10 protein-coding genes are annotated in these 13,930 nt (G+C 62.4%); 6 read left to right on the forward strand and 4 right to left on the reverse strand.

Annotated features, from left to right (window positions below):
- Positions 1-12: 12 nt before the first annotated feature.
- Positions 13-1,572 carry a glycogen synthase GlgA gene (gene glgA, locus B2S33_RS12810; protein ID WP_088523347.1) on the reverse strand — a complete coding sequence of 520 codons (1,560 nt, stop codon included), beginning with the start codon at positions 1,570-1,572 and terminating at the stop codon, positions 13-15.
- A 663-nt stretch (positions 1,573-2,235) separates the two neighbouring features.
- Between glgA and gnd the strand changes: the two genes are divergently transcribed.
- From gnd to B2S33_RS12835, 5 genes are all read left to right on the forward strand, one after another.
- Complete coding sequence (gnd, locus tag B2S33_RS12815) at positions 2,236-3,219, forward strand: phosphogluconate dehydrogenase (NAD(+)-dependent, decarboxylating) (RefSeq protein WP_027916212.1); 984 nt, start codon at positions 2,236-2,238, stop codon at positions 3,217-3,219.
- Complete coding sequence (gene zwf / locus B2S33_RS12820) at positions 3,216-4,724, forward strand: glucose-6-phosphate dehydrogenase (protein WP_288650418.1); 1,509 nt, start codon at positions 3,216-3,218, stop codon at positions 4,722-4,724. Before gnd ends, zwf begins: the two co-directional genes overlap by 4 nt.
- A 91-nt stretch (positions 4,725-4,815) precedes the next feature.
- Complete coding sequence (locus B2S33_RS12825) at positions 4,816-6,609, forward strand: glycoside hydrolase family 15 protein (protein WP_288650420.1); 1,794 nt, start codon at positions 4,816-4,818, stop codon at positions 6,607-6,609.
- An 88-nt stretch (positions 6,610-6,697) separates the two neighbouring features.
- Positions 6,698-7,054, forward strand: a complete 357-nt coding sequence (locus B2S33_RS12830; RefSeq protein WP_288650421.1) for a VOC family protein — start codon at positions 6,698-6,700, stop codon at positions 7,052-7,054.
- Complete coding sequence (locus B2S33_RS12835) at positions 7,054-7,674, forward strand: TetR/AcrR family transcriptional regulator (RefSeq protein ID WP_288650423.1); 621 nt, start codon at positions 7,054-7,056, stop codon at positions 7,672-7,674. The genes B2S33_RS12830 and B2S33_RS12835 overlap by 1 nt, the downstream gene beginning before the upstream one ends.
- Before the next feature lie 200 nt (positions 7,675-7,874).
- On the opposite strand, the gene preA is transcribed toward B2S33_RS12835, so the two are convergent.
- The 3 genes from preA to hydA form a co-directional block, all read right to left on the reverse strand.
- The gene (gene preA / locus B2S33_RS12840; protein WP_027916207.1) at positions 7,875-9,149 is read right to left on the reverse strand and encodes an NAD-dependent dihydropyrimidine dehydrogenase subunit PreA; all 1,275 of its coding nucleotides are present in this window, start codon (positions 9,147-9,149) and stop codon (positions 7,875-7,877) included.
- Positions 9,150-10,517, reverse strand: coding sequence for an NAD(P)-dependent oxidoreductase (locus tag B2S33_RS12845; protein WP_028686543.1), 1,368 nt, complete (start codon positions 10,515-10,517; stop codon positions 9,150-9,152).
- Between the two features lie 139 nt (positions 10,518-10,656).
- Positions 10,657-12,096 (reverse strand): dihydropyrimidinase, encoded by a 1,440-nt coding sequence (gene hydA / locus B2S33_RS12850; RefSeq protein WP_027916205.1) that lies wholly within the window; start codon positions 12,094-12,096, stop codon positions 10,657-10,659.
- A gap of 338 nt (positions 12,097-12,434) precedes the next feature.
- Here hydA and B2S33_RS12855 point away from each other — a divergent pair, with 338 nt between their 5' ends.
- Complete coding sequence (locus B2S33_RS12855) at positions 12,435-13,925, forward strand: NCS1 family nucleobase:cation symporter-1 (RefSeq protein ID WP_027916204.1); 1,491 nt, start codon at positions 12,435-12,437, stop codon at positions 13,923-13,925.
- Positions 13,926-13,930: the final 5 nt, after the last annotated feature.

Here is a 13,930-nt window from a genome sequence, read left to right on the forward strand (position 1 = left end):
TTCGACCTCTCTTCAGTAATGAGCCAATTGGGCTTGCTTGACCAGGTCTTCGTACAAGCGTGCGTAGGGTTCCACCGCTTGGCACCAGTTGAATGGCTGGGTCATGGACAGGCAACGCATGGCATTGAGCAGGTCCTTCTTCTGGTAGATGTAGAACGCCCGGCTGAGCGCCTCGCGGTAGCTTTCTACCGTCGACTCGTCGAACAGGAAACCTGTTACGCCGTTCTCGATGGTATCGGCCAGCCCGCCGGTCTTGCGTGCAACGGGCAGCGAGCCGAAGCGCTGGGCGTACATCTGGCTGAGGCCACATGGCTCGTAGCGCGAAGGCATCAGCAGGAAGTCGCTGCCAGCGAACATGCGGCGTGCGTCGGTTTCGTTGAAGCCGATGCGTACACCCACACGGCCGGGATGACGCAGGGCCAGTTCGCGCATGGCTTGCTCTTCTTCAGGCTCGCCACGACCAATGATTGCAATTTGGCCGCCTTGCTCGACGATGTACTCGGCAACGCCCAGGGTCAGGTCCAGCCCTTTCTGGTAGACCAGGCGCGAGACCACGGCGAACAGCGGGCCCTCGGAGGGGTCCAGCTGGAACAGCTCGCGCACTGCCTGTGCATTGCGCGCCTTGCCTTCCCAGTCGTTGATGCTGAAATTGTGCTGCAGGTGCTTGTCGGTCGCAGCATCCCAGCTTTCGTCGATGCCGTTCGGAATGCCGCCCAATAGCCCCTGTTGCGCCTTGCTGGCCAGGAAACCGTCCAGGCCGCAGCCGAATTCGGGGGTGGTGATTTCCTGGGCGTAGGTGGCACTGACCGTGGTGATATGGCTGGAGTAGGCCAGGCCAGCTTTCAGGAAGGAGAGCTTGCCGTAGAACTCCATGCCTTCCTGCTGCATGGCATGGTCGGGTATGGCCAGTTCCGGGCTGCAGCCACGGCTGTAGACGCCCTGGTAGGCCAGGTTGTGAATGGTGAACAGGGTCGGGGTGCTCAAGCCGCGCCAGTGCATGTACGCAGGGGCCAGGCCCGCTGGCCAGTCATGGGCATGCACCATTTCCGGTTTCCAGTGGATCATGCCTTCCCCGGCTGCGATTTCTGCAGCCGCCAGGCCCAGGCGGGCGAAACGGATATGGTTGTCCGGCCAGTCGCGACCGTTTTCTGCTGCGTAAGGTGTGCCGGGACGCTGGTAGAGTTCCGGGCAGATCAACACGTAGATCACCAGCCCGTCGGGCAAGTCCATCCGGCCGATCTTGCAAGGGGGCAAGGCTGCATGCCCGCCCAGCTCACCGACGATGTGGATGGGGTTGTCGCTTTCCACCACCTGCGGGTAACCCGGGATCAGCACACGCACGTCGTGCAGGTGGGCAAGGGCGCGAGGCAACGCCGCGGAGACGTCGCCCAAACCACCGGTCTTCACCAGGTCAGCGATTTCCGAGGTGACGAAAAGGATCTTGCGTTTGTTCGGGTTGTTCTGGCGCTGGGCGCCAGGTGCCTTGCCTGTCTTGGCGAGCTCCGGGGTGAGCGGTTCGCGATGTTCCGATGTAAAGGTAGCTACTTGAGTCGCGACAGCGGCACTGATCATTCTTTCTCTCCGTCCCTAAGCTTGGCCGGGCACTGATAAACCGCGGCGGTCTTTCGTGTTGATTCTCTCTTTGCGAATTCTGCGTACTGCAATCCTTGCCCCCGAGTCGTGCGCACAGGCACAGCGCATTTGGCATTCCGGCCAAAAGGCGAGTGGACTGGTTGGGGTGGGCGGGCCGTGCGTGGGAATAACCCATTTCATCTGGCCTGCTTAGTTCCTGACCTGTCGGCTTTCCTTAAAGTTCGACTTTTTTTCCGTTGCTCTTCCAATGAGCAAATGGCGGGCCGGAACTTGAGTGTAGGCGAGAAATATTACAAATGTGACCGAACGGTCATTCCAGGCGGCCCCCGTGCTAGACGCAAACGTTGGCATCAACTCGCCGAGCACTCAGGGCGCTTTTATTGCACGCCGGCGAGAGGCGACGAGCGGCGCTGTGTGTATTGCTTTGCACCTTAACGGTGCGACCCGTGCTGTATGACGGGGCCTTGATCGATCGAGCGCTGTTAAATTGATCTTGCGCACCCTGAATGGCAGATAGCGCGGCGTCTCTTCCCCAATAAACCAACATGAACATACCGCCCGTCGCTGAACCCTCATGCTGTCCACTGGACTAACCTGAAAGGCGAAACGTCGTCACTCATTCCACAAGGGGAGCACCTGCTCATGCAATTGGGAATCGTCGGGCTGGGCCGCATGGGCGGCAACATCGCAAGGCGGCTTATGCTCGCTGGCCATCACACCGTGGTGCATGACCGCAACGCACAAGCCGTTACTGCTCTGGAGGGCGAAGGCAGCGTCGGGGCGGCTGACCTGGCTGCACTGGTCGAGAAACTCCAGGCGCCTCGTGCCGTCTGGGTCATGCTTCCCGCCGGGGCGCCTACCGAGCAGACCATTGCCCAGCTGGCTGACTTGCTGGAACCTGGCGATTCGATCATCGACGGTGGCAATACCTTCTACAAAGACGACATGCGCCGCGCCGCAGAACTGGCCCAGCGTGGGCTTCACTACCTGGATGTCGGTACCTCAGGCGGGGTATGGGGCCTGGAACGCGGTTACTGCATGATGATCGGCGGGGAAAAGGACGTGTTCGAACGTCTGGAGCCCCTGTTTGCAGCACTCGCACCCGGTGTCGGGGACATCCCGCGCACCCACGGACGCACCGGAGAACCACAGCGTGCCGAGCATGGCTATATCCATGCCGGCCCGCCGGGTGCCGGGCACTACGTGAAGATGGTGCACAACGGCATCGAATACGGCTTGATGCAGGCTTACGCCGAAGGCTTCGACCTGCTGCGCAGCAAAGGCGGTGACGAGCTGCCCGAGGACCAGCGCTTTGACCTGAACGTGGCCGAGATCGCCGAAGTGTGGCGTCGTGGCAGCGTGGTCACGTCCTGGCTGCTGGACCTGACCGCCGACGCGCTGGTGGCCGACCCTCAGTTGGCCCAGTTCAGCGGCTCGGTGTCGGACAGCGGGGAAGGGCGCTGGACCATCGACGCGGCCGTCGAGCAGGCAGTGCCAGTCCCGGTGCTGTCCAGTGCGCTGTTCGCGCGTTTCCGTTCGCGCCAACAACAAGGCACGTATGGCGACAAGATTCTCTCGGCCATGCGCCTTGGGTTCGGTGGGCACGTTGAGAAGAAACCTGAATGAGCAAAAAACCGGCAACGCCCCCTGCTCCACCCTGCACCTTGTTCCTGTTCGGCGCCAATGGCGACCTGGTCAAGCGACTGCTGATGCCTGCGCTCTACAACCTCAGCCGTGATGGCCTGCTCGATCGGGACCTGCGCATCGTGGGTGTCGACCACAATGCTGTCAGCGCCGAGGAATTTGCTGAACGTTTGCATGCGTTCATGGCAGAGCGCGACAAAGGTGGCGAGGGTGCTCCAGCGAACCTGGACGAAAAGCTCTGGGCCAGCCTTGCCAAGCGCCTGGACTATCAGACCGGGGACTTTCTCGACGCGGCGACTTATGAGGCGATCGCCCAGCGCATCGACAAGACCAGCCATGGCAACGCCATTTTCTACCTGGCGACCTCCCCACGGTTCTTCCCCGAAGTGGCCAAGCGCCTCGGGGAAGCCGGGTTGCTGGACGAATCGGGCGGCGGGTTTCGCCGGGTGGTCATCGAGAAACCGTTCGGACACGACCTTGCCAGCGCCGAGGCGCTCAACGCCTGCCTGCTGAACGTGATGGGCGAGCGTCAGATTTACCGGATCGACCATTTCCTGGGCAAGGAAACCGTCCAGAACATCCTGGTCAGCCGTTTCTCCAACGGGCTGTTCGAGTCGTTCTGGAACAATCATTACATCGACCATGTGCAGATCACCGCCGCTGAAACCGTAGGGGTCGAAACCCGTGGTGCGTTCTATGACAGCACCGGTGCAATGCGCGACATGGTGCCCAATCATCTGTTCCAGCTGCTGGCGATGGTGGCCATGGAGCCGCCTGCAGCGTTTGCCGCCGACGCGGTTCGCGGGGAGAAAGCCAAGGTGATCGGCGCGATCCGCCCGTGGTCGACCAAGATGGCATTGAAGAACTCGGTTCGCGGCCAATATGTAGCCGGCACCCTGGGCGGGAAGCACGTGCCGGGTTACCGCCAGGAAAGCAAGGTGGAACCTGACAGCCAGACCGAAACGTTCGTGGCCATGAAGATCATGATCGACAACTGGCGCTGGGCCGGTGTGCCCTTTTACCTGCGCACCGGTAAGCGCATGAGCGTGCGCGATACGGAAATCGCCATCTGCTTCAAGCCGGCGCCGTATGCCCAGTTCCGAGAGTCCGCGTTGCAAAGGCCCAAGCCCAATTACCTGAAGATCCAGATCCAGCCCAACGAAGGCATGTGGTTCGACCTTCAGGCCAAGCGGCCAGGGCCGGAACTGGTGATGGAGAATGTCGAGCTGGGTTTCGCCTACAAAGACTTCTTCAAGATGACCCCGGCCACCGGTTACGAAACCTTGATCTACGACTGCCTGACAGGCGACCAGACGTTGTTTCAGCGTGCCGACAACATCGAGAACGGCTGGCGCGCCGTCCAGCCGTTTCTCGATGCCTGGGCCCAGGGCGGGGAAGTGCACGACTACGAGGCCGGCCAGGATGGCCCGGAGGCGGGCAACGAGCTGCTGGCCCGGGACAAGCGCGAGTGGCACCGGCTGGGTTGACGTTGCACCGTTTCGATCCGATCGCGTGGTGCCGGGCCTGTCCGCGAAAGCGGGTCCGGCACCATTGACGCACTGAATTCCAGGAGTATCGATGCCTGCCCATATTGAAGATTATGCCCTGCTGGGCAACTGCCGCAGTGCAGCCCTGGTTAGCAGCGATGGCTCGCTCGACTGGCTGTGCCTGCCGCGTTTCGATGCGCCAGCGGTATTCGCGGCCTTGCTGGGCAACGAGGAAAATGGGCGTTGGCGCCTGGCGCCCTCGGACCCCGTGACAGAGCGCACCCGGCGCTACCTGGACGACACGCTGGTGCTTGAAACCGTCTGGATCACGGCCTCGGGAAAGGCGCGGGTGCTGGATTTCATGCCCTTGGGTGACGAGAACGCGGTCGTGCGCATTGTCGAAGGGCTTTCGGGCCAGACCACGTTTGAAATGGACCTGGTGATGCGCTTTGACTACGGGCGCAGCGTCCCTTGGGTAGAGCGGCTCGACCCGCTGACCCTCAGCGCGGTAGCAGGCCCGGACCGCTTGATCCTGTCCTCGACCGTGGCCCCCCATGCTCGCGATCATCACACGGTGGCGCGTATGCGGGTAGGCGAGGGCGAGCGGCATGTGTTCAGCTTGCGTCATCACCCTTCGCACCTGGCGGTTCCCGCCGAACAGGACGTCGATGCCTGCCTCAAGGCCACCGTGGATCAGTGGCAGGCCTTTGCAGCCAAGTGCCCGGACGTGGGACCGTACACGGCCTTGGTCCGCCGCTCGCTGCTGGTGCTCAAGGCCATGACCTATGCGCCCACGGGCGGGATCGTGGCGGCGGTGACGACCTCGCTACCCGAGCGCGTGGGCGGTGAGCGTAACTGGGACTACCGCTTCTGCTGGCTGCGCGATGCCACCATGACCTTGCTGGCCTTCATGAACCTGGGGTACTTCGAAGAAGCCCAGGCCTGGCGTGAATGGCTGCTGCGTTCGGTGGCGGGCAACCCGGAGCAGATGCAGATCATGTACGGCCTGGCCGGTGAGCGTGACCTTCAGGAGTACACGTTGCCCTGGCTGGCCGGTTACGAGCACTCCCAGCCTGTGCGGGTGGGCAACGCAGCCGCCGCGCAAACACAGCTGGATATCTATGGTGAACTGGCCGACGCCATGAGCCAGGCAATCCGTGGTGGCCTGCCCAGGCATCCGCGCAGTGCCGCGATCAGCCGGGTGATCATGCCGTACCTGGAAAGCATCTGGCGTGAGCCTGATGAAGGCATCTGGGAAGTACGCGGTGGTCGGCAGCACTTCGTACACTCCAAGGTCATGGCCTGGGTGGCGTTCGACCGCGCTGCGGGGCTTGCCGAAACCACCGAGGAGGACCGTGAACGCGGCCTTCACTACCGGCAGGTCGCTGATCAGATCCACCGGGAAGTGTGCGAGCAGGGGCTCGATGCTCAGGGCCAGCACTTCGTGCAGGCCTACGGCTCTTGCGAGATGGATGCCAGCCTGCTGCACATCGCGTTGACCGGCTTCTTGCCGGCCCACGACCCGCGGTTTCTGCGAACCTTGGCCCAGATCGAAAAGCGCCTGTTGCACAACGGCCTGTTGCTGCGCTACGACACCGACAGCTGCACCGATGGCCTGACGGCAGGCGAGGGGACATTCCTGGTGTGCTCCTTCTGGCTGGCCGACGTGTACGTGCTGCTGGGACGCCAGGCCGAAGCGCACGCGCTGTATCAACGGCTGACCGAGCTGTGCAACGATGTGGGCCTGCTGGCCGAGCAGTACGATCCGGTAGGCGAGCGCATGCTGGGTAACTTCCCGCAGGCGTTCAGCCATATCGGCATCATCAATACCGCGCTCAACCTGCACCGTGCGCAATGCCCTGCGCGCGTGCGCGCCAGCGCCTGAAGCCTGGTAGCCGGCGCTTGCGCCGGCTCATGGTTTCGCTACGCAAGCGGAGTAGACTACGGAACATTTCCGAGAGCACGGAGCGTTCATGGGTATTCGCGGTAGGGATCGTCAGATCGACAACATCGAGTTCAACGTCAGCGACATCGCGCGCAGCAAAGCATTCTACGCAGCGGTGTTCGGCTGGAAGTTCACCGATTACGGGCCAGCCTACACCGAGTTCAGCGACGGCCGGCTGACGGGTGGTTTCACTACAGGTGAGCCCGTGCGGCCAGGAGGGCCTCTGGTCATTCTCTATGCAGATGACTTGCAGGTCACCCAGCGACGGGTGCAAGCAGCGGGCGGCACCGTCAGCAGGGCAGTGTTCGCGTTTCCGGGCGGTCGCCGTTTTCATTTCACCGATCCGGATGGGTTCGAGTTGGCCGTGTGGACGGCCGACGACTGATGGCCAACCACAAGATTGAAATCCGTCGTCGCAACGTCGAAAAGATTCTGCAGGCTGCCGAGCGCGTATTCGCCGAAAAGGGCTTCGCTGCCACTTCCATGGGCGATATCGCCGAACAGGCGCAGCTGCCGCGCTCGAATCTTCACTACTACTTCAAGACCAAGGACGACCTGTTTCGAGCGGTGCTGCAGGACTTGCTCGAAGTCTGGAAGCAAGACGCGTTGAGCTTCGAGCACTTCGATGACCCTCGCGTCGTGCTGACCAGTTATATCCGCGCGAAGATGGCACACTCCCGTTCACGGCCGCTGGGCTCGAAAATCTGGGCCGAGGAGATGCTGCACGGTGCGCCGGTGCTCAGGGCGGACCTGGATGAGAGCCTGGTGCCCTGGGCCAGGCTAAAGGAGGCGAAGATCCGCCGCTGGGTGGAGGAGGGGCGCATTCTGCCGGTGCAGCCGTCGGCGCTGCTGTACATGATATGGGCATCGACCCAGCATTATGCCGACTCCGGTTACCAGGTGGCCTTGCTCAACGAAGGCGAGCCGCTGTCCGACCGAGACTTCGAAAACGCTGTGCAGACGGTCACCCGTGTAATCCTGCGAGGTATCGGGTTAGAGCCTTGAGGCGTCAGACGGCTGTTGACTGCCACCGGCAGAGGGCGTGCAGCGGTCCCGGCGCACGATGATGCAGGAGTATAGACCCTGGGGCCGCTGGGCGGCCCCAGGATTTGAGCCGTGAATCATAAATATCAGGGACCATGTGCGCCCCACCGCGACGGATCCGGCGTCTGGCGAAACCGCGCCTGCATCCACACTCCCTACCCTCAGCCAACCTCCCGATACGGGTTGCGCGGGTCCTGCGTCCAGTTCAGGTACGGCTTGCCGGTGTCTTGTGCCACCATCTCGATGCAGTCTTCAACGGGACAGGTGATCTGGCATAGATTGCAGCCTACGCATTCCTCTTCGATCACGCTGTAGGCATGGGTACCGTCGGCCTTCACCGTACTGGCGATGGCCTGGTGGGAGGTATCCTCGCAGGCGATATGACACCGGCCGCAACCAATGCAAGCGTGCTGATCGATGTGCGCAATGGACTGGTAGTTGATGTCCAGGTACTTCCAGTCAGTGGTGTGACCGACCGCCTGGCCTCTGAAGTCTTCAAGACGGGCATGCCCATGCTGGTCCATCCAACGTGCAAGGCCGTCCTTCATGTCCTCGACGATGCGAAAGCCATGCAGCATGGCGGCGGTGCAGACTTGAACCGCGCCGCTGCCCAGAGCCACGAACTCGGCAGCATCACGCCAATTGCCGATACCGCCGATCCCGCAGATCGGCAAGCCCTGGGTGGCGGGGTCGCGGGCGATCTCCGCAACCATGTTCAGGGCGATGGGTTTGACGGCGGAGCCGCAGTAACCGCCGTGCGTGCTTTGGTCGCCGACAATTGGGTGGGCCACCATGCGGTCCAGGTCCACGCTGGTGATGGAGTTGATGGTGTTGATCAGCGATACCGCATCAGCGCCGCCTCGATGCGCTGCTCGAGCCGACTGGCGAATGTCGGTGATGTTAGGGGTGAGCTTTACGATCACCGGCAGTGAGCAGTGGGTCTTGCACCAGCGGGTGACCATCTCCACATACTCAGGCACCTGGCCCACCGCCGCCCCCATGCCCCGCTCGGGCATCCCGTGGGGGCAGCCGAAGTTCAGTTCGATTCCATCGGCCCCTGTGGCTTCTACCAGTGGCAGGATGAATTTCCACGATGCCTCCTCGCACGGCACCATCAGCGACACGATCAGTGCACGGTCCGGCCAGTCCTTCTTGACCTGAGTGATCTCCCGCAGGTTGATTTCCAGTGATCGATCGGTGATCAACTCGATGTTGTTGATGCCCTGAACCAGGCGATTGGCGCCGAAGTGCGCCGAATATCGCGATGACACGTTCACCGCTGCTGGGTCTTCCCCCAGTGTTTTCCAGACCACGCCACCCCAACCCGCTTCGAAGGCGCGTACCACGTTGTAGGCCTTGTCGGTGGGCGGGGCCGAGGCCAGCCAGAAGGGATTGGGGGCGCGAATGCCGGCGAAGACGATAGACAAGTCAGCCATTTACGCGGCCTCCACGTTGAGCATGAGTTGGGCATGGATGGCCTGGGCAGCTACCTTGCCATGTTGTACGGCCTGCACGGTGAGGTCCTGGCCCAGGGCGGTGCAGTCACCGCCGGCATACACGCCCGGCAGGCTGGTCTGCATGCACGCATCGACGCGAATGCGCTCGCCGTCGCGCGCCAGCTGCGCGGCGACCGGGTCCGCCACGCTTTGGTCTTCGAAGCGCTGCCCGATGGCCTTGAAGATCGCGTCGGCAGCCAGTTCGAAGGTTTCTCCAGTGTCGCCCAGGCGACCGTCTACCATTGCGGTGCGAGCGAAGCGCATGCCTCGTACCTTGCCATCGTCGCTCAGCAGTACGGCGTCGGGGCGCGCCCAGGTATGCAGACGCACCTGGTTGGCCTTGGCGATGGCTTGCTCGTGGCCCGTGGCGCCCATGTCGGACGCCCCACGGCGATACACCAGGTTGACGTCGCGCGCCCCCAGTCGGCTCATCTGCACGGCCATGTCGATCGCCGTGTTTCCGGCGCCGATCACCAGGCAACGGTCGGCCAAGGGCAACCGACTCAGGTCATCGGCCTGGCGCAGTTCGCGGATGTAGTCGGTGGCAGCCAGCACGCCAGGTGCCTGTTCATCGGGCAGGCCCAGTTGCCGCACGGCACTGAGCCCAAGGCCGAGAAAGACGGCATCGTACTGATCCCGCAGGTCACCGAGCCCCAGGTCGCTGCCCAGGCGCTGGCCATAGCGGATCTCGATGCCCCCGATGCCCAGCAAAAACGCCACTTCACGTTGGGCGAAATCATCAACCAACTTATAGCGGGCGATACCGTACTCGTTCAGGCCACCCGGTTTCTCACTGGCTTCGAAGACGACCACATCGTGCCCGTGCATGGCCAGACGATGTGCACAAGACAAGCCCGCCGGGCCGGCGCCGACCACTGCGATGCGCTTGCCGGTAGCCGGGGAGCGCTGGAAGGGGTGTTCGCTGAACTGGGCGTTGTCCAAGGCATAGCGTTGCAATTGGCCAATCAGCACCGGCGCGCATTCCTGCGCGTTGTTGCGCACGCAGGCCTGTTCGCAGAGGATTTCGGTGGGGCAGACACGGGCACAACTGCCACCGAGGATGTTGGCCGACAGGATCCGTTCAGCAGCGCCTTGCAGGTTGTCATCACTGATGCGGCGGATGAAGGACGGAATGTCGATGTCGCTGGGGCAGGCATTGATACACGGGGCATCGTAGCAGTACAGGCAGCGCGCGCTCTCCACGGCGGCCTGGCGCGCGGTCAGGGGTGGGACCAGGTCGCTGAAATGCTCGGCCAACTGGTCGCTGCCGGCCCTTGGGCGGGGCAAATGGTTCAGTGCGTCTATCACGGTGGTAGCCTCTCTTTCTTGTCGTGGGCTTGAAAAGTGGGGCGCGGGCAGCCCCGATCACCGGCACGCCGGCCCCCGCGCACGGTGTCGGCCTGAGGGGTCGGTGTTGCAGTGAAAGCCGGTCGATCAGTGTCAGCGGCTAGCGGGGCACGGGGGTGGCCCGGTGGTGTTCTGCCCGACGCTCGAGCAGTTCGTACACCGAAGGGTAGGCCGGGCGTTCGACATACCGTCCGGCACCGACTTCGGCGCGCAAGTCACCGTCGGCCCACACCACCTTGCCCTGGCTGATGGTGTGGCTGGGCACGCCGCGCACGGTACGGCCTTCGAAGATGTTGAAGTCCACCTGCTGGTGATGGGTCTTGGCCGAGAGGGTGCGCGTGCCCTGTGGGTCCCACAGCACCAGGTCGGCGTCGGCCCCGACACGAATGGCGCCTTTGCGCGGAAAGAGGTTGAAGATCTTCGCCGTGTTGGTAGAGGTAACGGCGACGAATTCGTGCATGGAGAGGCGACCTGTGTTCACACCGGCATCCCACAGTACCGCCATGCGGTCCTCGATACCGGCCGTGCCATTGGGAATGCGGCTGAAATTGTCGCGTCCCATGGCCTTTTGCTCGGCGCAGAAACAGCAGTGGTCGGTGGCGGTGGTGTGCAGATTGCCCGACTGCAGGCCGCGCCACAGCGCCTCCTGGTGTTCACGCGGTCGGAACGGCGGGCTCATTACATAGCCCGCTGCCGTGGCCCAGTCCGGGTCGCGGTAGACGCTGTCGTCCAGCAGCAGATGGCCAGGCAAGACCTCGCCGTATACCGGCTGCCCCTTGCCGCGAGCGTAGGCGATCTCATCCAGCGCCTCGCGGCTGGAGACATGCACCAGGTACAACGGCGTACCGAGGGTTTCGGCAATACGGATAGCGCGGCTGGCCGCTTCGCCTTCAACCTGGGGTGGACGTGACAACGGGTGCGCCTCGGGCCCTGTCATGCCCTGGGCCAGCAACTTGCGTTGCAGATGATCCACCAGCTCGCCGTTCTCGGCGTGCACCGTGGGCACGGCGCCCAGTTGCAGGCAACGCTCGAAGCTGGCGACCAGGGTGTCGTCAGCGGCCATGATGGCGTTCTTGTAGGCCATGAAGTGCTTGAAACTGTTCACCCCATGGTGGGCGACCAGCTCACCCATCTCCTCGGCCACTTGGTCGCTCCACCACGTGATGGCCACGTGAAAGCCGTAATCGCTGGCGCTCTTTTCTGCCCAACCGCGCCAAGTGTGAAACGCCTCCATCAGCGACTGCTGGGGATTGGGGATCACGAAATCGATGATAGAGGTGGTTCCGCCTGCCAGCCCGGCGGCGGTGCCGCTGAAAAAGTCCTCGCTGGCCACCGTGCCCATGAACGGCAACTGCATGTGGGTATGCGGGTCGATCCCGCCGGGCATCAGGTACTGGCCGCTGCCATCGAGCACATTGCAACCGACGGGTGGGTCGATGTCCTGGCCAATGGCCTGGATCAGGCCGTTCGCACACAGGACATCGGCGCTGAAGCTTTCTTCGTGGGTGACCACGGTGGCGCCACGGATCAACAGAGACATGCCGTTTTTCCTCGCAGGCTGACCGGTCTGTGCCGGTTCTTGAAATTGTGCAGGTCAGGCGGGCAGCTAGATCCTGTCAGCGCTGACAAGATTCGAGGCTAGATGCAGATTCTGGATTCGGCAAGAAATAAATCCCACGAATTTTGTGGTTTTTAACTTACTGATTAATAAAGAAATTAAATTACGAATAGCTCTAGCACAGGCGTTTCGCAAGAGATTGACTAACTTGACAAGATTGAAATTTGGTCGAAATTTCTACCCACATTCTGCGTGTGTACTCCGGCCATCGACTCGCCCCGATGAGCGAACAACTACAACAACATTCTGGAGAAGGCCCCATGCAACAGAGCAGATCGCACGAGGTTGAACGCAACGGCCTGGTAGAGCTGTGCGAAGGCCCCGACGTGCTCGACAGCCCGCGCTACAACCCCGACATCGCCCCCACCAAGGTGCATCAGCGCACCTGGAACAGGTGGCACATCACCGCCCTGTGGGTGGGCATGTCCATCTGCGTGCCTACCTACACCCTGGGCGGCGTGCTCACGGCGTATTTCGGTCTGAGCGTGGGTGAAGCGTTGCTGGCCATCTTGCTGGCCAACCTCATCGTGCTGATTCCACTGACGCTCAATGCCTTTCCCGGCACCAAGTACGGCATTCCATTCCCGGTGCTGCTGCGTGCATCCTTCGGCATTCTGGGTTCCAACGTACCGTGCCTGGTGCGGGCCGTGGTCGCCTGCGGCTGGTTCGGGATCCAGACGCTGTTCGGCGGGCTGGCGATTCATCTGTTCCTGGGCTCGGTATTCGAGGGCTGGAAGGCCCTGGGCGGCACCGGCGAGGTGATCGGCTTCATGATCTTCTGGTGCCTGAACCTGTGGGTGGTGCTGCGCGGTGCAGAATCGATCAAGTGGCTGGAAACCTTGTCAGCGCCTTTGCTGGTATCGGTGGGTGTCGGGCTGCTGGTGTGGGCGCTGCCGCACATGTCCATGACCGAACTGTTGGCCCAGCCACCGAAGCGTCCTCAAGGAGCCAGCGTGGTGGGTTATTTCTGCGCAGGGCTCACTGCCATGGTGGGCTTCTGGGCCACCCTGTCGCTGAACATCCCGGACTTCAGTCGTTATGCCCGCAGCCAGAAGGACCAGATTCTGGGGCAGATATTCGGCTTGCCCCTGACCATGTTCCTGTTTGCCTCGCTGGGTGTGGTGTTGACGGCGGCCTCGGCCTCATTGGTGGGCGAGACCGTTTCCGACCCGGTGACGCTGATCGGCAAGATTCAGAGCCCCTTCTGGGTAGCATTGGCCATGGCCCTGATCGTGATCGCTACCTTGTCCACCAACACGGCGGCCAACATCGTCTCGCCCACCAACGATTTCCAGAACATTGCACCGCGCCTGATCGGGCGCAGCCGGGCGGTGTGGCTGACCGGTTTCATCGGACTGGCGCTGATGGGCCACGAGCTTCTCAAGAAGCTGGGCTGGATCGTTTCCGACATCAGCCTTGAAAGCGTCTATTCCAACTGGTTGCTGGGGTATTCCAGCCTGCTCGGTCCCATTGCAGGGATCATGGTGGTGGATTACTTCCTGGTACGGCGTCAGCACCTGGATCTGGCCGGGCTGTATCGTGATGACGTCTATCCTGCGTGGCACTGGCCGGGCTTCGCGGCCTTTGCGCTGCCGGTGGCGCTCACGGTGCTGGCCATTGGCAACAGTCACTTCAGTTGGTTCTACGACTATGGCTGGTTCACCGGCTCGCTGCTCGGGGCTGGCTTGTACTACGTCTTCGCTGCCATGGCCGCCCCTAGCCCGACGCGCATGGCCAAGCCTTTGCCTTGAATACC

The organism is Pseudomonas sp. UBA5568 (genome assembly GCF_002425525.1).
Classification (GTDB): domain Bacteria; phylum Pseudomonadota; class Gammaproteobacteria; order Pseudomonadales; family Pseudomonadaceae; genus Aquipseudomonas; species Aquipseudomonas fulva.

Coding starts and splice junctions, on each gene's coding strand:
- gnd (WP_027916212.1), top strand. CDS start 2,236: ATGCAATTGGGAATCGTCGGGCTGGGCCGCATGGGCGGCAACATCGCA.
- hydA (WP_027916205.1), bottom strand. CDS start 12,096: ATGTCTCTGTTGATCCGTGGCGCCACCGTGGTCACCCACGAAGAAAGC.
- B2S33_RS12855 (WP_027916204.1), top strand. CDS start 12,435: ATGCAACAGAGCAGATCGCACGAGGTTGAACGCAACGGCCTGGTAGAG.
- preA (WP_027916207.1), bottom strand. CDS start 9,149: ATGGCTGACTTGTCTATCGTCTTCGCCGGCATTCGCGCCCCCAATCCC.
- B2S33_RS12830 (WP_288650421.1), top strand. CDS start 6,698: ATGGGTATTCGCGGTAGGGATCGTCAGATCGACAACATCGAGTTCAAC.
- B2S33_RS12825 (WP_288650420.1), top strand. CDS start 4,816: ATGCCTGCCCATATTGAAGATTATGCCCTGCTGGGCAACTGCCGCAGT.
- B2S33_RS12835 (WP_288650423.1), top strand. CDS start 7,054: ATGGCCAACCACAAGATTGAAATCCGTCGTCGCAACGTCGAAAAGATT.
- glgA (WP_088523347.1), bottom strand. CDS start 1,572: ATGATCAGTGCCGCTGTCGCGACTCAAGTAGCTACCTTTACATCGGAA.
- zwf (WP_288650418.1), top strand. CDS start 3,216: ATGAGCAAAAAACCGGCAACGCCCCCTGCTCCACCCTGCACCTTGTTC.